The sequence below is a fragment of the Serratia proteamaculans genome (genome assembly GCF_008830365.1).
GTDB classification, from domain to species: domain Bacteria; phylum Pseudomonadota; class Gammaproteobacteria; order Enterobacterales; family Enterobacteriaceae; genus Serratia; species Serratia proteamaculans.
Genome location: NZ_WBKI01000002.1, coordinates 348524 through 366086, shown reverse-complemented (window position 1 = coordinate 366086; position 17563 = coordinate 348524). Strand labels below are relative to the sequence as shown.

Below are 17563 nucleotides of genomic sequence, written 5' to 3'. Positions count from 1 at the left end.
AGACCCGAAAGGCAAAATTTAGTTTGCCGCCGTTGCGACATATGGCCGCAACGGCGCACCTGCTACAGGGTTTCTGCCAGTACCCAAACGCTGACGCTGCCGCCGTTAACCGGGAAAATCGCATTCCCCTGTTCGTCGGTGGTGACCTCATCCTGACGGTTACCGAGCAGATCGCGCCAGTTTTTATGTGCCAGTTCGGCACCCAGCGAAACCGCTTTGCCGCTTTCAGCCCCATTGGTGAGTACCACTACGCAGCCAGGTGCTTCGGCGGTACCGCTGCGGCTGAAGGCCACGCAGTTTTTATCATCAAAATAATCGGTTTGCACGCCGTTGGCAAAGCGTTGTCGCGCCTGAATCAACTTTTCCAGCTCAGGAATGACCGGCATATCAATCTGGTACTCCTGGCCGTCACTGCCTTTATCTTTATAGCTGGCGCCGTACAGGTCAGGATAGAACACGCAGGGCACCCCTTGTTCGCGTAACAGGATCAGGGCGTAGGCCAGCGGTTTGAACCAGGGTTCGACCGGCGCTTCCAGCGATTGTAGCGGTTGGGTGTCGTGGTTGGCGACCAGCGTGACCGAATGGGCTGGATCGGCAGCGGTCAGGGTATCGGTGAACATCTGCGCCATATCGAACCCATCCCCCTGTTTTGATGCCTGATGAAACTTCAGGTGCAAGGCTACGTCGAACAGCCTCACTTTGCCCTCGACCAGGTCAATATACTGTTGTAACGCGGCCAAATCGTGCGACCAGTATTCGGCGACGATAAACAGATCGCGCTGTGCGCTGTCGCGCACGTGGTCAGCCCACTCTTTAAAGAACCAGGCGGGGATATGTTTGGCCGCATCCAGCCGGAAACCGTCGCACGGCAGGGTTTCCAGCAGCCAGCGCGCCCAGTATTTCAGCTCTTCTACCACCGCCGGGTTGCGAAATTCAACGTCGGCCCCCATCAGATAGTCGTAGTTGCCTTTCTCGTCGCCGACCTGATCGTTCCAGCCATCGTCACCGTAGTCATTGGCGATTTTGAACACGCCTTTCTCATCGGGCTGTTCAACGTAATCAACTCCACCAAAGCATTTGTAATCCCAAATAAAGTTGGAGTAGGTGCCCTGTCGGCCGGGAAAGGTGAAACGGGTATAGGCCAGAGCGTCGAAACCCTGGTCGTTAATATTATTGCGGTTGTTGGCGTCCGCCTTATACACGTATACCTGCTCTTTTTCGTCGGCACCGAGCTTGTGGTTGAAGACCACGTCATAAATCACCCGCACGCCGTTATCACGCAGCGCTGTGGCGGCATGCACCAATGCCTCCTTGTCACCGTATTTGGTGGCGCGGCTGCCTTTTTGGTCGAACTCGCCCAGATCGAACAGATCGTAGCTGTCATACCCTACCGAATAGCCGCCGGAAGCGCCCTTATAGGCGGGGGGCAGCCACAGGTCGGTGATACCCAACTGAGCAATGTGCGCGGCCCGTTCGGCGACCTCTGGCCATAACTGGCCGCCATCCGGGTAATACCAATGGAAAAACTGCAGCAAGGTGGTTTTTTTTGTCATGAGCAAGCCGCCCTATTTGCCAGAAAGAGGTGCAGGATGAGCCGTCGCCCACCCCATCCTGTTACAGCATGGGCTACTTTTGGTAAAAGGGAAACTCGGTTCGGGCGGCCACATGTGCCGCCCTGAGAGGTTATCGCAGATTAGAGGGCGTTCATGCAAAATTGCCAAGATTTGTGCCTCTGCAATATCACCGCGACGCACCCTCACCGCCGATAAAGCAATCTTCATCCAGCGTCAAACTGGCAATCTTATGCACCGGCCCGAGCATGCTGACTTGAAAGTCACTACTGAAGCTAATCTGCAATTGGCCGCCTGGCATGTGGACGATAACCTTATCATCCACCTGATTCAGCTTGCGCATCACACTGGCCGCTGCACAACTGCTGCTGCCAGAGGCCATAGTAAAACCGGCACCCCGTTCCCAGATGCCAATGCGTAACGTATTGCGATCTATCACTTCAACCCACTGCACATTGGTTCGCTTAGGGAACAGTGGATGATGCTCAATCTGTGGCCCCAGCCGGTGAACCTGTGCCAAATCAAGCCGGGCGACCGGCACCACGCAGTGTGGGTTACCCATCGACACCAGAGACACGCTGAGGGTTTCCTCTGCTAATGAAAGTGGGTAGTTGAGTGCTTCAGGCAAATCGATCAGCGCTGGCAGCGCTGTTGGATTGAAATTGGCGCGGCCCATATCCACCTGAACTTGGTGTTTATCTTCGTTAACCTGGCAGCGCACATCACCACCTGCGGTATGTACCCAAAACGGCAGGTGATTGACTCGGCCTATATCGAAAAGATAACGGGCATAAATGCGCAGACCGTTGCCACTTTTCTCCGCTTCTGAGCCATCTGGATTAATGATGCGTAGCGTAGGGTTTATGCTGTCTCCGCTGTCGATCAGCAAACCGTCCGACCCAATACCGTAATGGCGGTGACACAAGATGCGTATTTGTTCGTTGGTCAGTTGTGTAGCGACAGAACGGTGGCACACCAGGTAATCATTACCCAGTCCGTGATATTTGTGGAAAAGCAATGGTGTCATGGTATCTGTCAGATTTTGTTGTGGCAGGGCACCACAGATTACAACAGATTTTCGGCGGGGCAATAATACAAAAGGCGGCCAGGGCCGCCTCTTTGCGCAATTGCTGAATCAGCAATTAATTGTAGATAATCGCAGTACCGTGCAGTTTGTTGTCGCCGGTAGTTGAGATGATCTGGAATGATTTAGCACCTGCTTCATCGGCTTTAGCAGCCAGTTTGTTTTCCAGGCTGGTCAGGTCGGAAGCGCCACTGACGGTAACCACACCGGCTTTTTGCAGATCTGCCGGTTGGGCATTTACCAGGTCGGCGGCGAAGCTACCGAAAGAAACAGAAGCCAGTGCGATGGCAGCGATGGTCATTTTCAGGTTTTTCATGGTCTTATTTCCTATCTCGATATTCTGTACGATGTTTTTATTGGGTCGTTAAATTAATTAACGATCGATAATTTAATGTTAGACGCCTGTTCGGCGCTTTGCAACTATTTTTTTAATGTTCGTTAATAAATTTTTTTCTTATCGTCGTTAACCGGGAAAACAATAGTCGTTACCGACCCAGATAATGACGATTAACTGATTGTTATTGATAGATTACTGCGGTGCCATGCAGCTGGTTGTTACCGCCAGCGCCGGTGATGCGGAATGATTTTGCACCGGCGGCGTCAGCTTTGGCCGCTAAACCGGCTTCCAGAGAGGTGATATCGGAAGCACCACTGACAGTAACCACGCCGATTTTTTGCTGATCAGCCGGTTGACTGTTAACCAGGTCTGCAGCAAAGCTACCGAAAGAAGCAGAGGCAAGCGCGATGGCGGCAAGCGTAATTTTTAAGTTTTTCATTATGTTAATTCCTATTCTAACAGCGTAAACTGGGATGTGAATGTCTGTCGTTGTTATTACTTAACGATCGATAACTAAATGTTAATCGCTTCTCGACGGCAGCGCAATATTTTTTTATAATGATCGTTAATTTAATTAGTGAGCCCTGCTGCGGGGCGGATAAGAGAGGGTCTATGAGTATCAATGAAGAGGTCTGCGCTAAAAAAACGCGTGGCAGACCGAAGCAGTTTGATCGCGACCGTGCGCTGGATAGCGCACTCGATCTGTTCTGGCGGCACGGTTATGACTCAACGTCGCTGGCCGATCTGGTTGAAGTCACCGGCGCCAAGGCACCAACGCTGTATGCCGAGTTCGGTAATAAAGAAGGGTTGTTCCGTGCGGCAGTGGAGCGTTATCTGCAAAAGTACACCACCTGCACCAATCAACTGCTGGAGCGGGATCTGCCGATAGCGGAAATCGTTGAAGCCTATGTGCGCTCTTCAGCTGAAGTGTTTACCGATCCGGATACGCCGTCCGGTTGCTTTATGGTGTGTGCGTCCGCAGCACTGTCTTCGTCGTCTGATGAAGTCGCCGAAATGCTGCGTAACAAGCATCATTCTAATGAGGCCAGCCTGCGAGACTGTTTTGACCGCAAGGTGCAGCAAGGGGAGTTACTGGCAAAAACCGATACCGCGCTGTTGGCAAAATACATCGTCTGCACCATTGAAGGCATGTCGGTTCAGGCACGCGAAGGGGCCAGCCGTGAGGATTTATACCGCTTGCTCGATGCATTGATGCTGGTTTGGCCGCGTCTGAGTCAGGTGGGCAATAAGGTCTAGGGAAGGGCGTATTGTTCGATAAAGGTAAAGGCCGCATCGCTGCGGCCTTAGTTTTAATTACTGGTTAACCGGGATCACTGCGCCCTGGTATTTTTGGCGGATGAAGTCCTGAATTGCTTTGGAGTGCAACACCTTTACCAGGGCCACAATTTCCGGCTTGTTCACGTCGGCCTTATGCACGGTGATGATGTTGGCATAGGGGTTGTTTTCACCGCTTTCGACCGCGATCGGGTCTTTGGTTGGGTTCAGCCCGGCATCGATGGCGTAGTTGGCGTTAATCACCACTGCGTCACCCTCATCGTTGTTGTACATCTGTGGCAACAGTGCGCCTTCCACGTTCGCCAGGAACTTCAGATGTTTCGGGTTTTCCACTATATTGAATTTAACGCTTGTCGAGCTTCATGTGCAGCAGCGGGAAAGGATTGCCCTGGCCGTCAAGTGCCGAACGGCCGGTAATTTCAAAACCGTAGTGGCGGTAAAAACCGCTGGCCTGCGGGTTCTGTTCATTAACATCCAACTGCAACTCATCATGCAGCGTTTCGGCGTGGGCCAGCAGCGCTCTGCCGACGCCTTTGCCACGCTGCTCCGCATCGATAAACAGCATTTCTACTTTATTGCCGCTTAGCCCGATAAAACCGCAGGGATGACCGGGCCGGTCTTCCGCAACCCAAACGTCAACCGCCGGTAAATAGCCGTTAAGCACCAACGGGTAGAGTTGGGCGATATTCTCTTCGGTGAGAAAATGGTGGGTGGCGCGTACCGAACGCTGCCAAATCTCCGCCAGTTGCGCATTGTCTTGTGCTGCGCGTGCTCGGATAGTGATCATGGAAACTCCTGTAGTGATTTACTTATTTTAAACGCGACCCCAGAGTCTGGCGACGGTCAGGGCGATAAAAGCTTCCAGCTTGGGGGACTGCCGTCGTTCGGGCAGATAGACCAGATGCATTGGCCGCGATAGCGGTGAATAATCCGGCAGCACCTGGACCAATCGGCCGCTGGCAATATCTTCATCCAGCAGCATGCAGGCGTGCAGCGCGATACCGAAACCGGCCAGCGCCGCCCGGCGCACTCCTTCGCCAGAGTCCATCCGCAGCCGTGGCCTGACCGGCACGCTGATTTCCCCTTGTGGCCCCTGCAAGCGCCAGAAATGGTTGCCGTCCCACTGACTAAAACCAAAGCAGCTGTGTGCGCTGAGTTGCTCCGGCTGGGTTGGCACACCCTGCTGGGCCAGATAGTCCGGTGAGGCGGCCAGCGTCATGCGGTAATCGGGCAGGGCGCGGGCCACCAGGCCATCGTCTGCCACCGGCCCGATGCGAAACGCCGCCTCGTAGCCTTCTTCAATCAAGTCTACCTTGCGGTCCGACAGCACCATTTCCGCTTCTACCTCCGGGTGCCGCTGCAGGAATTCGGTGAGGATCGGCGTCAAAACGCGGTTACCAAAAGTGACCGGTGCGCTGATACGCAGCAGCCCGCTGGGGGAGCTCAGCAGCGCCTGGGCACTGGCTTCAGCGGCATCGGCGTCGGCCAGCAGGCGGCGGCAGCGTTCGTAGAACACCCGACCGGCCTCGGTCAGCCCCTGCCTGCGGGTGGTGCGGTTCAGCAGCGGCGCATTAAGGCGTTGCTCCAGGTAGCGGATGTGTTTGCCGACCATGGTCGGGGAGATTGCCATTTCCTCGGCGGTGGCAACGAAACTGCCTTTTTCCACCACCCGCACAAACACCGCCATGCTGGTTAATCGGTCCATTATAAACCTCTGGTGTTTTCTGAATATTCTGCGGGCCACTTTGCCTGATTATAGCGCTTTGCGATAATCCTTCTATCGACCGCCAGTGTGTTATTGGTGGAATTTACCGGAGCAGCAACATGCATGCATTAGCGTTTGAACACTTTGGCGGGCCGGACGTGCTCGAATACCTTGAGTTACCGACGCCAGCGGTACCGGCGGGCGCAGTGCAGGTGCAGATGGGTGCTGCCGGGCTGAATTTTGCCGATATCTACCGCCGCAAGGGCAATTACGTGCTGCACGGTAACTCGCCACATATCGGCGGTTACGAAGGCGTGGGCACCATTATCGCCGTGGGTGAGGGCGTCAATGGCTGGCAGCTGGGAGAGCGGATTGGTTTCGCCGATGTGCCTTTTTGTCACGCCACGCGTATCAATGTGCCGGTGGGGCATGCACTGCGGCTACCACCAGCCCTGAGCGACGTCGAGGCGGCCTCAATTCTGCTGCAAGGGCTGACGGCGCAGTATCTGATTAATGACAGCGTGCAGGTGAAGGCGGGCGATCGCGCGTTAGTGCATGCAGCGGCGGGCGGTGTCGGGCAGATCCTGACCCGCATGCTGGTGGCGCGTGGCGCACAGGTTTACGCCGTGGTGTCTTCGGCGCACAAACAGCAGATCGCGCTGAACAACGGTGCTGCAGCAGCCTTCACCTATCAGCAGGATTGGGTCGCGCAAATTGCCGCGCTGACCGGCGGTGGTGTTGAGTACGGTTTCGACTCGGTCGGCATCACGCTGCAACAGAGCATCGACGCGCTGCGTCCTGGTGGCCGGGTCGTCACCTTCGGGATGGCGGGCGGCGAGGCTCCGGCTATTTCTGCCTACGGCCTGATGATGGATTCCAAAGGCGTGGTCGGCGGTGACCTCTGGACTTATCTCAACAGCGCCGAGGCACGACGTGAAAGGGCTGAACGCCTGTTCAGCAGTTGGCAAAACGGTGAATTTGCCGTGCCCCATATCGAAGCCTTCCCGCTGAGCGAAGGCGCGGCTGCCCACCGTCGGCTGGAAGATCGCAGCTTTGCCGGTAAGATTGTGCTGCTGGGCGATCGCGACCCGCAGAGTTAAAAGCAGCCTTCCCCTGCATGCTACACTGGCCGCCAGACGATAATTGGGGTCAGTCAGGATGGAAGTGATACGTGCGGCGATAGAAAAACAGGTGATCGGTCTGACCGGGCTGGCGCTCGGCGGGGTCGATTTTGAGAACCCGCCGGGTGATCCGGGCCTGTTTGGGCCGCAGTCGGTTATCTGGCAGGTACACAGTGATTTCACCTCGATGCTGTGTGGCGGTGTCAGCGCCTTGTTGCTGCAAATGCTGCACCCGTTGGCGCTGGCCGGCGTCTGGGATCATTCCAACTTTCGTGACGATATGCTCGGCCGCCTGCGCCGTACCAGCCAGTTTGTCTCCGTCACCACCTTTGGCCCCACTGCCGAGGCCGAACGGTTGATCGCCAAAGTCAAAGCCATTCATTTGCGGGTCAACGGTGTCAGCAGCGACGGCAGGGCTTATGCCGCCAGCGATCCGGACCTGCTCACCTGGGTGCACGTGGTGGAAAGCCGCTGTTTTTTGGCCAGCCATCTGCGTTACCGCAACCCTCATCTTGCCCGCGAACAGCAGGACAGCTATTACCGTGAGGCGGCACGCGTCGCCGCTGCCCTGGGGGCACGCAATATCCCTGTATCCTGTTGTGAAATCGAAGATTACCTGCAGCGAATGCGGCCGCAGTTGGTGTGTGATGAGCGCACGCAGGAAGTGGCGCGCATTCTTCTGGCGGCTCCGGCACCGAGCAGGCTGGCACAACCTTTTGGCGTTCTGGTAATGCAGGCGGGTATTGATCTGCTGCCGGATTGGGCGCAGCAGCAGTTTGATTTTTCTTCCGGCCGGTTGCGGCAAAAACTGGTGCGGGCCGGTGTCGGTGGCGTAGGTAAAGTGTTGCGAGCCTCGATGCGCAACGGCTCCTATCAACGTGCACTACGGCGAATTGGCCGACCAGTCTGAATCCGCGCACGCTATAATTCTTACCAATAACCCAATGTTTAGGGACACTTTTGAGACTTTTACGGGTGATCCGACCGCTAATGCGCTTTACACTGGGCAAAAGCCAATTTCCATTTTATTTAGCGTGCAGCATTATTCTGCGCCTTGAGCCTATTTGAGGTTATATGAACGAGTCACACGTACTTGCTGAAGTCAGTAATGAGAACCAGACGCTGGTGGCGGTGGTTCAGCAAGATCATCGGGCTGCCTATTTTTATATTTATCCTTCAGAAGAAAATAGCGAACGTTTTCAGGTGCGAGCCTGCTGGCTGCGTAACCTGGCGGCCGCGCCGCAACAGGAAGACAGTGCGGCAATGGCGTTGGGCCAGCCACCGATGCTGGCAGCCGAGTTTTGCCGCAATCTGGAAGGGGAAGCGCCGCTGAACCCGGAAGGGCTGATGGTGGTCTGGACGGAGAGCGACGACGGTGCGGCGCTGTGGTATTACGGTCAACTGCTGGCAGTGATCCCCGGCTGGAGCCTGTATATCGACCACTCGGTGTGCTATTCCGCCAGTTGCATCAAAGAGAGCCCGCTGGCTTATCCGCTCGGCTCTGCTTCCACCAATACCCAGTATGCGCTGGCGGAAAGTACCCGTCAGTTCTGGCGTAGCTGGCAGCGGGAAGAGGGTAATCCGTGGCCAAAAATGCAGAACGACTATCAGGCGATTTACGATCAGCACTTTGGTCCTTCGGTGAAATACTACGCAATCGACCAGGGTAAATGGCCGCCGATGGCCATTACTCAGCATGAGCGCGATGGCATCTACTATTTTCTCACCATGGGCGTCAGCATCCGCCCGATGCCGTGGGTGGAAATCCTGTTTAACGACGACGCTTCCCGCTACCGTCGTATGGAAATGGGCATCGCCATCGACGGTCAGTACATGACCGAGGAGAACGCGGTGCAGATGGCCAGTGCGCTGGCCGGGTTTGCCCATGCTCCCTGGGCTAAAATTACCTGGTTTGGCGAAGGTCATACCCTGGAGTCTGAAGTCGCGCCACAGGGTTATGAGGGCTATGTGCTCTCCTCGTCGTTTTACCCGTACAGCGAGCACCTGACCTTGCCGAAACAGTATGGCGATCCGGTGAATATTTTTTGGGCCAGCCCGGTATTTGAAGCCGAGCGCCTGCTGGCGCACGCTACACCGAATGGCGGCCACGATCTGGTGAGTAAGTTGCGTGAACAGGGCGTTGACCATATCTTCCGTCCGCGCCAACCGTTATGCTGATATTCGATTAAATTCACGGGAGTTATCATGAAGTCAGCGCTGTTGATTATTGATGTGCAGAAAGGGTTGTTTACGCCGCCGCCGGCCGATGCCGAAGCGACGATTGAGCGAATTAACACTTTGAGCGCCGCTGCCCGTCAGGCCGGGGTGCCGGTGATTTTTATCCAGCATCAGACACCGGACGATGAGTTGGCACAGGGAAGCGATGCCTGGCAGATTGACTCCCGTTTGCAGGTGAACGACGGCGACCATCGGGTGGGTAAAACCACGCCGGACTCCTTCCTGCGCACCGGGCTGGGGCCATTGCTGATCGCCAAGGGGGTTTCACATTTGGTGGTCTGCGGCTACTCCACCGAGTTTTGCGTAGACACGACCACCCGTCGCGCCGCTGGGTTAGGCTATCCGGTGACGCTGGCCGCCGACGCCCATACCAGTCATGACAAAGCCCACGCTACTGGCTTGCAGATCCGCGCCCATCACAACGCCACACTATCGAATATTGAAAGCTACGGTGTGTTGATCAACGCGCTGCCGACGGCGGAAATTCACTTCTGATCGCCAGATAAAAAACGGGCCCGATATATGCGTTGGGCCCGCTAACGATATTTCAATCCCGCCCTGCGTGCTGCCACTTTGGCCAGCTCTGTTTTCTTAACCGACCCGCGCGCCGCCGTTAATTGAGGTGATGGTGCCGGTGATAAATGAGGCTTCTTTTGACGCCAGCCACAGTGCGGCGTTGGCGATGTCTTCCACCCGGCCGGTGCGGCCCATAGGTGTTTCTGCCTTGATGGCGTCAATGCGATCCTGCGGCAACCCGGCGCCGAAGAAGCGGGTATCGGCGATAAAGCCCGGGGCAATGGCGTTGACAGTAATGCCCAATTCGCCAAGTTCGCGTGCCAGACTGAGGGTAAAACCCTGCACACCGGCCTTGGCGGCGGAATACCCCAGCGCCCCGGCGCTACCGCTGCCACACTGGGCGGCAATTGAGCTTAGGTTAATGATGCGACCACCCGGTTTACGCAGGTGTGGCAATATCGCGAGGGTAAACAGGAAGGTGCTTTTCAGATTCCCCTCGATCACCGCATCCCATTCCTGTTCGGCCTGCGCCAGCGGCGTGTCGGCGGCAATCACCCGGGTAAAACCGGCGTTGTTGATCAATACATCTACAGTGCCGAGATCGGCAGCGAGTTGTGCGACGACGTCTTCCACTGACCCACGGCGGCTCAAATCCGCCGAATAATAGCGGGTGTCGGGGCCAATTTGCTGCGCTGCCTGCTGCAGGCGTTGGGGATCACGTGCCACGATGGCGACACGGTAATCCTGTTGCGCCAGTTGCCGGGCGATAGCCAGCCCAATGCCGCTGGAGCCGCCGGTGATAATCGCTGTACGTTGCGTCATAGCTGTTCTCCTTACCGCTGGCCGTGCCGGAATGGCGTCGGCGTTCTGCGGTTGGAAAAGTATTGGTTTTTTCTGTTAATACATCCAATACTCTATTTATTCTTCCAAAATACGAAAAAGGTATCGTGTGATTGAACTACGTCAGTTGCGGCAGTTTATCGCCGTCGCGGAGGAAATGAGTTTTCACCGTGCCGCCGAGCGCTTGCATATGGCACAGCCACCGCTGACCGCCGCCATCAGAAAAATTGAGCAGGAACTGGGCGTGCTTTTGCTGGAGCGTGGCAACCGCATCACCAGGATCACCGAAGCAGGGCAGGTATTTCTGATTGAGGCACGGCGCACGCTGGCGCAGTTTGATCGCACCCTCGGCAATACCCGGCGTGCGGCACGCGGCCTGACCGAATCGCTGCGCCTGACTTTTGTCGACAGCACGGTGAACGCTCTGTTACCGGGGATCCTGCGGCAGTTTCGTCAGGCACATCCGCAGGCGGAGTTTCATTTGCAGGAGGCCACTACCGCCGAGCAACTGATCGCACTGCGTGATGACCGTGCCGACATTGGCATGGTGGTACTGCCGGTGGTGCCACAGGAGGGCTTGCAGATACTGCCTTTCCTGTACGATCGCATGGTGCTGGCGTTGCCGGAAAACCACCCGCTGGCGGCGCAGCAGCAAGTCACTTTGAGCAGTCTGGCCGATCAGTCCTGGATATTGTTTCCCGCGCATTACGGGCCGGGGATGCATACGGCGATCCTGCAGGCCTGTGCCGTGGCGGGGTTTAGCCCGCGTATCGTGCAGGAGGCGCGACAGATGCAGACCATTGGCGGGCTGGTGGCGGGGGGCGTGGGGATCGCGCTGATGCCGGCCCTGTTTGCGGTGTTGCAATCCCCCGGGGTAGTGTTCCGCGAACTGAGCGGTACCGGCAGCCCGGTACCCTATACATTGGCGCTGGCGTGGCGCACACCGTCACCGCTGAGCGAGGCATTTTTCCGTATAGCCCGTGAACAGGCAGCAACCTGGCAACCTGCGGTTATTGACAGCACGGCTGCCGGGGGCGTAGCCTAAAAGCCATGAATATACCGATGCACTCCACTCACAGCCAGTCCTGGTGGCGCCTCCTCTGAAGGCGGCACGGGTATTCACACCTCTTTTTAATGCCGCCGGTTCTGGCGGCATTTTTATTGCGTTGATCCGGTGGTGTCTTTACTTTCAGGAGCAAGGCAATGAGCTACACCATTCTGACCGGCGATCGCGCCACTGGATCCCTCCATTTAGGCCACTACGTCGGTTCACTGCGTCAGCGCGTTGAACTGCAACAGCAGCATCAGCAAACGGTGTTGGTGGCAGACCTGCAGGGACTGACCGATAACGGCAATAATCCGCAAAAAATCAGCACCAACGTGCTTAATCTGGTGGCCGACTATCTGGCGGTCGGCATCGATCCGCAGAAAACCACCATTTGCCTGCAATCCGCGCTACCTGCGCTGGCCGAGCTGACGATGTATTACCTCAACCTGGTCAGCGTGGCGCGGCTGGAACGCAACCCAACGGTGAAAAGTGAAATCATCGAGAAGGACTTCTCCCGCAGTCTGCCAGCCGGTTTTCTGGTTTATCCGGTCAGCCAGGCGGCGGATATTACCGCCTTTGGTGCCACTCACGTGCCGGTCGGCGAGGATCAACTGCCGATGCTGGAGCAAACCAATGAAATTGTCCGACGTTTCAATCGCATTGTCGGTCAGCAGGTTTTGACGGAGTGCCAACCCTTACTGAGCAATGTTAGCCGACTGCCGGGGCTGGACGGGCAGGGTAAAATGTCGAAATCACGCGGTAACACCATTACCCTGGGGGCCGACGCCGATCAGGTGCATAAGGCGGTAATGAGCATGTTTACCGATCCGGGCCATCTGAACGTCAGTGATCCCGGCCAGGTGGAGGGTAACATGGTGTTCACCTATCTGGATGCCTTCTGTGATGACCGCGTGCTGGTGGCGGATTTGAAGGAACACTATCGCCGTGGCGGGTTGGGTGACATGAAAATCAAACGCCTGCTGGAAGACTGCCTGCAAAGTCTGCTGGAGCCGATCCGCACTCGCCGGGCCTATTACCTGGCCGACAAGGGCGAACTGCTGCGCATTTTACAGCAGGGTACCCGGTGCGCCGACCAGGTCAGCCGGCAGACGCTGGGGCGGGTGAAGGCCGCGCTGGGGTTGGATTTCTTCTCCCTGAACTGAAGGTTTGCCCCCAGTGGAAAGGGGGCGTGAGCAAAACATCAGGCTGCGCTGTCAACGATCGGCTGTTTGACCACGAAGATATACGACAGCGCACCGATCACGGTGAAGCAGGAGCAGAGGGTGAGCGCCAGGCTGAACGAGTGAGTGGTATCCAGGATCCAACCGGTGACCACCGGCGCGAACGAGGCAAAGATAAAGCTGGCGAAGTTTTGAATGCTACCGACCGAGGCGGTCATGCGGGAGGTCACCGCCACGTGGATCAGTCCCCAGCAGGAGGTGCCGGCAAAGTGGATGCAGAACAGCGCCATGCCGATCAACAACACCGCGCTGTAGGTGGTAGTGGCCTGTGCGACTACGGCGGTAAAGGAAGCGGACAGCAGCATGCCGGCGACGATGCAAATTTTACGGCTTTTCAACGGCGCCATGCCGCGACGCACCAAAAAGTCGGTGACAAAGCCGTTCGACAGCATGCCAGCGGCACCAAACAGGAATGGGATGGCGCTCATCAGCCCGGTGCTTTTCAAATCCAGATGGTAAGTGGTCTGCAGATAACCCGGCAGCCAGGCCAGATACAGCCAGGCAGTGTAGTTGATACCGCTAAAGCCGATCATCATGCCCCACATGGTGCGATTCCTGAACAGCGCTCGCCATTCGCGAAAGTTCATCGGTTCTGGCCTTGCGCTGACGCTCCCGGCATTCAAATAAGCCTGTTCCTGGGCACTCAGGCTGACGTCCTGTCGGTTGCGATACAGCATGTACCAGCCGATCGACAGTGCGATGCCCAACACACCGATGGTGATGAACATGCCGCGCCAGCCGAAGGCCAGCATCATGGCGGTGAGGATCGGCGGGCTGATCGCCAGCCCAATGGTCGAAGCGGCATTGAAAATACCCATCGGCATACCGCGATCCTTGATATTGAACCAGTCGTTGATCACCTTTACGCCGCACGGGTTCATCGGCGCTTCACCGATCCCCAACCCGATACGCACCCAGATAAACTGGGTGAAATTGTGGATCATGCCGGACAGCGTCTGGAACACTGACCAGACGAACATGCCGATCCCCAGCATGATGCGCGGGCCTTTCCTGTCCAGCAATGGGCCGCAAGGCAACTGGGCGATACCGTAGGCCAGGGAGAATGCCGAAAGCAGCAAGCCGATTTCGGTGCCGCTCAGGCCCATTTCTTGCCGAATGGTAGAGTTCGCCACCGAGAGTGAACTGCGATCAAGAAAGTTAATTATGGCCGCCAAAAATAGCAAACACATGGCCGTAGTTTGAATTTTTTTAATTCTGGCCGAGCGAACCAGCATGCCCTCGGGTGGCATAGGAATTATGTGATCGGAATAGGGTTCAACCTGTTCCTTTCCGGTGTTAATCGTATTACTTCTTTCCATTTCGTCCTCCAGAATCTCGCATTAATAATATTTATTATTCCGGGTATTCCCCTGGATGGTGTTTTAGTGAAGGTATTGGCAGGTGGTCGGCAGTAAGCCTAGAGGGCGAAATATTTTAGGCACTTAGTTTTGTTGCGGTTCCGTGCGGCAGCCAGTATTTTGCCGCTTTTTATCGGTTTTAAATCATGTCAGGGTGTTTTTTACTGATAAAAAACACCCTGGCAGCTCAAGCGATAGCCTGATTGAGAGAGCGGATCATCGACTGTTTGGCGGTATCCAAATGGCGGTGTAGCGCGTTGATGGCTTCCTGATCGTTGCGGCAGATCAGCGCACTGAGAATGGTCATGTGCTCTTCGATGGCAATAATATTGCGCTGTTTTAGATCGGTCTCATCCCACTGATAGTGGAAATGAAAAATCACCGAAATGATCTCCAGCGACTGGTTGAAAAACGGGTTGTTGGCGGCGGAGAGGATCAGCCCGTGGAAGTCACGATCCAACTGGGAAAACAGGCGATAGTTGTCGCTGATGCCTTCGCGAAGTTGGCGGTGGCGGCTCAGCAGTTCTTTGGCCTGCAGCCAGCGTTCATCGTGCGCCGGCAGATTGATAAAGTGGGAAAGGGCGTGCGTTTCCAGCATTTGTCGCAGTTCAAACAGTTGTTCGGCATAGCGCTGGTCAAACTGTTTCATGCTCCACTGCCCGCGCTTGACGCTGTCGATCAGATTGTAACGGCTAAAATGCAGCAGAAATTCCCGCACCACCACCGGGCTGACGTTGACCGACCGCGCCAGTTGCAGTTCGCTGAAGCTGTCTCCGGCGCGCAGTTGCTTCTGATTGATCATCTGATAGAACGCTTTCTCGAACCTTTTCCCCTGCTCGTCCAGGGAGGGGTTTTGGCAGTCGAAGCCGTCGTCCGGCTGCGGCTGGCGTAAAATAACATAGTCGTCACCGACCTTTTCCAGCACGCCACGCTGGAACAAATGCGTCAGCGTATGGCGCACCGTGGTGCGGCTGATGTTGTACATTTCGGCCAACGCAGCCTGAGACGGCAGCGGCGAGCGCAGGTGGCCACTGTTGATGCCGTCAATCATCTGGTTAACGACATTGTGCCGCAGATTTTGGGTTCTGCTCATATGAGCCTCGGCTGTTTTTTATCTATTTAAAACCAATTTAAAGCGGTTTATTTTGTACTGCCTCACAGATTTACCCACCAATTTATTGCCGTTCGGCATTTTTATTTAATAACTCTCCCAATAACCGAGGGGACGTTATGAAAACAATGAAAGTATTAGTGCTCGATCAACCGACGAAATTAATTTATCAGCAACGTCCGGCCCCTTTTCCCGCACCGGCCGAGGCGGTGATCAAAATGATTACCGTGGGCATTTGTGGTACGGATATTCACGCCTGGTCCGGTCAGCAACCTTTCTTTAGTTATCCGCGGGTGCTGGGGCACGAGATATGCGGTGAGATTATCAGTCTGGGCAGCCAAGCGACGGGCTGGCGGATTGGGCAGCGCGTGACGGTGATGCCTTATCTTTCCTGTCATCATTGCGGTGCCTGCCTGAGCGGCAAAACCAACTGCTGCGAGAATATTTCGGTGATTGGTGTACATCAGGACGGCGGCTTCAGCGAGTTTCTCAGCGTGCCGGTCAGTAACCTGCTGGCGGTGGACGACGTGGCGCCAGAGGCGGCAGCCCTGATTGAGCCGTTTGCCATCAGCGCCCATGCAGTCCGCCGTGCGGCCATAGCGCCGGACGATCCGTTATTGGTGGTAGGTGCCGGGCCAATCGGCTTGGGTGTGGCGGCGATAGCCAAAGCCGATGGGGCACAGGTGGTGGTGGCCGATACCAGCGCCGAACGACGACGGCATGTCGAACGGGTGCTGCAATTGCCGGCGCTCAATCCGCTGGACGATCAGTTTGAAGCCAGGCTGCGCGGCCAGTTTGGCGGCATGCTGGCGGCGAAAGTGATCGACGCCACCGGCAGTGCGCAGGCGATGAACCATGCCGTCAACCTGATCCGTCACGGCGGCAGTATCGTTTTTGTTGGGTTGTTCAAGGGGGATTTGCAATTCTCGGATCCTGAGTTCCACAAAAAGGAAACCACCCTGATGGGCAGTCGTAACGCTACCGAAGAAGATTTCGTCAAGGTCGGCCGGTTAATGGCGACGGGGGCGATCACCGCCCAGATGATGTTGACCCATCACTTTGATTTCGACAGCCTGGCGGAGGCTTACGAAGCGCAGGTCATCAACAACAAACAGCTAATTAAAGGCCTTATTCGCTTTTAATCCCAATGGGAAATGACGGCACGCGTCATTTCCCAGCCATAAAACCATCATCCCGTTGTCACAAAGTTATTCGTTAATAGGTGCCCATAATGATTAGCCACTGAAACCAGAGAAATCATATGGCTCAGGCACAGTTAAAACTTGCAACGACCGACTTTCCAGGGCAACAACCGATGTCATCCCGCAAGGTGCTATCGGTAAAAGGCTTAGGCAAAGCTTATAAATCTCAGCAACGGGTGCTGGACGATATCAACTTCGACCTGCACGTGGGTGAGTTCGTGGCGGTGATCGGCCGTTCCGGTGCCGGTAAATCCACTCTGCTGCATACCCTAAACGGCACCATTCCTTCGAGCTGCGGCGAAATGCTGCATTTTGAAGACGACGGCGTGGCGCAGGATATCGCCCAGTTGACCGCCCGCCAGATGCGCCAGTGGCGTTCACGCTGTGGCATGATTTTCCAGGACTTCTGTCTGGTGCCGCGGCTGGACGTGATGACCAACGTGTTGCTGGGTCGTCTGAGCCACACCTCCACCCTGAAATCCTTCTTCAAGCTGTTTGACGACGCCGACCGTGCCCGCGCCATTGAACTGCTGCAGTGGCTCAATATGCTCCCGCATGCGTTGCAGCGCGCCGAGAACCTGTCGGGCGGCCAGATGCAGCGAGTGGCGATCTGCCGCGCGCTGATGCAAAACCCCAAAATTCTGCTGGCCGATGAGCCGGTGGCATCTCTCGATCCGAAAAACACCCGTCGCATTATGGATGCGCTGCAAAAAGTCAGCGAAAACGACATCGCGGTGATGGTGAACCTGCATTCGGTCGAACTGGTGAAAGAATACTGCACCCGGGTGATCGGCATTGCCCAGGGCAAAATCGTGTTTGACGGTCATCCGTCGCAACTGAACGAACGGATACTGCACCAGCTGTATGGCGAGGAAGCCAATCAAATCCATTGAAA

Annotated in this window: 18 protein-coding genes and 1 pseudogene; 9 read left to right on the top strand and 10 right to left on the bottom strand. The window is 55.9% G+C overall.

The genetic code is table 11. From position 1 onward, the window contains the following. Positions 1 to 62 precede the first annotated feature (62 nt). The 4 genes from amyA to bhsA (F8R23_RS10665) form a co-directional block, all read right to left on the bottom strand. Positions 63 to 1553: an alpha-amylase gene (gene amyA / locus F8R23_RS10680; RefSeq protein ID WP_129938529.1), complete on the bottom strand. Its 1491-nt coding sequence runs from the start codon at positions 1551 to 1553 to the stop codon at positions 63 to 65. A gap of 187 nt (positions 1554 to 1740) precedes the next feature. Next, positions 1741 to 2598 (bottom strand): diaminopimelate epimerase, encoded by an 858-nt coding sequence (gene dapF / locus F8R23_RS10675; protein WP_151415607.1) that lies wholly within the window; start codon positions 2596 to 2598, stop codon positions 1741 to 1743. A gap of 115 nt (positions 2599 to 2713) precedes the next feature. Continuing rightward, on the bottom strand, positions 2714 to 2971 hold the full coding sequence (gene bhsA / locus F8R23_RS10670) for a multiple stress resistance protein BhsA (protein WP_099063954.1): 258 nt from the start codon (positions 2969 to 2971) through the stop codon (positions 2714 to 2716). Positions 2972 to 3173: 202 nt separating this feature from the next. After that, positions 3174 to 3431, bottom strand: coding sequence for a multiple stress resistance protein BhsA (gene bhsA, locus F8R23_RS10665; protein ID WP_112350170.1), 258 nt, complete (start codon positions 3429 to 3431; stop codon positions 3174 to 3176). A gap of 173 nt (positions 3432 to 3604) precedes the next feature. Between bhsA (F8R23_RS10665) and F8R23_RS10660 the strand changes: the two genes are divergently transcribed. Further along, positions 3605 to 4249, top strand: coding sequence for a TetR/AcrR family transcriptional regulator (locus tag F8R23_RS10660; RefSeq protein WP_129935585.1), 645 nt, complete (start codon positions 3605 to 3607; stop codon positions 4247 to 4249). Positions 4250 to 4306: 57 nt separating this feature from the next. On the opposite strand, the pseudogene F8R23_RS10655 reads toward F8R23_RS10660, so the two are convergent. From F8R23_RS10655 to F8R23_RS10645, 3 genes and pseudogenes are all read right to left on the bottom strand, one after another. Beyond that, positions 4307 to 4627: pseudogene (locus F8R23_RS10655) on the bottom strand (MetQ/NlpA family ABC transporter substrate-binding protein); the annotation flags it as partial. Positions 4628 to 4631: 4 nt separating this feature from the next. Further along, on the bottom strand, positions 4632 to 5075 hold the full coding sequence (locus F8R23_RS10650) for an acetyltransferase (RefSeq protein ID WP_129935583.1): 444 nt from the start codon (positions 5073 to 5075) through the stop codon (positions 4632 to 4634). Between the two features lie 27 nt (positions 5076 to 5102). Then, positions 5103 to 5993 carry a LysR family transcriptional regulator gene (locus F8R23_RS10645; protein WP_151415605.1) on the bottom strand — a complete coding sequence of 297 codons (891 nt, stop codon included), beginning with the start codon at positions 5991 to 5993 and terminating at the stop codon, positions 5103 to 5105. A 119-nt stretch (positions 5994 to 6112) separates the two neighbouring features. On the opposite strand from F8R23_RS10645, the gene F8R23_RS10640 reads away from it, so the two are divergent. The 4 genes from F8R23_RS10640 to F8R23_RS10625 all read left to right on the top strand — a co-directional run bounded on the left by F8R23_RS10640 (position 6113) and on the right by F8R23_RS10625 (position 9847). Further along, entirely contained in the window at positions 6113 to 7093 is a 981-nt protein-coding gene (locus F8R23_RS10640) for a quinone oxidoreductase family protein (protein ID WP_151415604.1), read from the top strand. A 58-nt stretch (positions 7094 to 7151) separates the two neighbouring features. Then, complete coding sequence (locus tag F8R23_RS10635; RefSeq protein ID WP_129938526.1) at positions 7152 to 8024, top strand: oxygenase MpaB family protein; 873 nt, start codon at positions 7152 to 7154, stop codon at positions 8022 to 8024. A 164-nt stretch (positions 8025 to 8188) separates the two neighbouring features. After that, positions 8189 to 9292 carry a suppressor of fused domain protein gene (locus tag F8R23_RS10630; RefSeq protein WP_129935575.1) on the top strand — a complete coding sequence of 368 codons (1104 nt, stop codon included), beginning with the start codon at positions 8189 to 8191 and terminating at the stop codon, positions 9290 to 9292. A 27-nt stretch (positions 9293 to 9319) separates the two neighbouring features. Beyond that, entirely contained in the window at positions 9320 to 9847 is a 528-nt protein-coding gene (locus F8R23_RS10625) for a cysteine hydrolase family protein (RefSeq protein ID WP_129938525.1), read from the top strand. Positions 9848 to 9943: 96 nt separating this feature from the next. Here the strand turns inward: F8R23_RS10625 and F8R23_RS10620 are convergent, their stop codons facing one another. Continuing rightward, a complete protein-coding gene (locus F8R23_RS10620; protein ID WP_129935571.1) occupies positions 9944 to 10690 on the bottom strand; it encodes an SDR family NAD(P)-dependent oxidoreductase in 747 nt (248 codons plus the stop codon). A gap of 127 nt (positions 10691 to 10817) precedes the next feature. On the opposite strand from F8R23_RS10620, the gene F8R23_RS10615 reads away from it, so the two are divergent. Both F8R23_RS10615 and trpS read left to right on the top strand, forming a co-directional pair. Continuing rightward, a complete protein-coding gene (locus F8R23_RS10615; RefSeq protein ID WP_129938524.1) occupies positions 10818 to 11753 on the top strand; it encodes a LysR family transcriptional regulator in 936 nt (311 codons plus the stop codon). Positions 11754 to 11911: 158 nt separating this feature from the next. After that, on the top strand, positions 11912 to 12919 hold the full coding sequence (trpS, locus tag F8R23_RS10610) for a tryptophan--tRNA ligase (protein WP_112350183.1): 1008 nt from the start codon (positions 11912 to 11914) through the stop codon (positions 12917 to 12919). Between the two features lie 38 nt (positions 12920 to 12957). Here the strand turns inward: trpS and F8R23_RS10605 are convergent, their stop codons facing one another. Continuing rightward, complete coding sequence (locus F8R23_RS10605) at positions 12958 to 14316, bottom strand: MFS transporter (RefSeq protein ID WP_129935567.1); 1359 nt, start codon at positions 14314 to 14316, stop codon at positions 12958 to 12960. Positions 14317 to 14542: 226 nt separating this feature from the next. Beyond that, positions 14543 to 15448: a GntR family transcriptional regulator gene (locus F8R23_RS10600; RefSeq protein WP_129938523.1), complete on the bottom strand. Its 906-nt coding sequence runs from the start codon at positions 15446 to 15448 to the stop codon at positions 14543 to 14545. Positions 15449 to 15585: 137 nt separating this feature from the next. Here F8R23_RS10600 and F8R23_RS10595 point away from each other — a divergent pair, with 137 nt between their 5' ends. Together F8R23_RS10595 and phnC are read left to right on the top strand one after the other, a co-directional pair. Next, a complete protein-coding gene (locus F8R23_RS10595; RefSeq protein WP_165367283.1) occupies positions 15586 to 16608 on the top strand; it encodes a zinc-binding alcohol dehydrogenase family protein in 1023 nt (340 codons plus the stop codon). 119 nt (positions 16609 to 16727) lie between these two features. Continuing rightward, a complete protein-coding gene (gene phnC, locus F8R23_RS10590; protein WP_099063974.1) occupies positions 16728 to 17561 on the top strand; it encodes a phosphonate ABC transporter ATP-binding protein in 834 nt (277 codons plus the stop codon). The last annotated feature ends 2 nt before the right edge of the window (positions 17562 to 17563 follow it).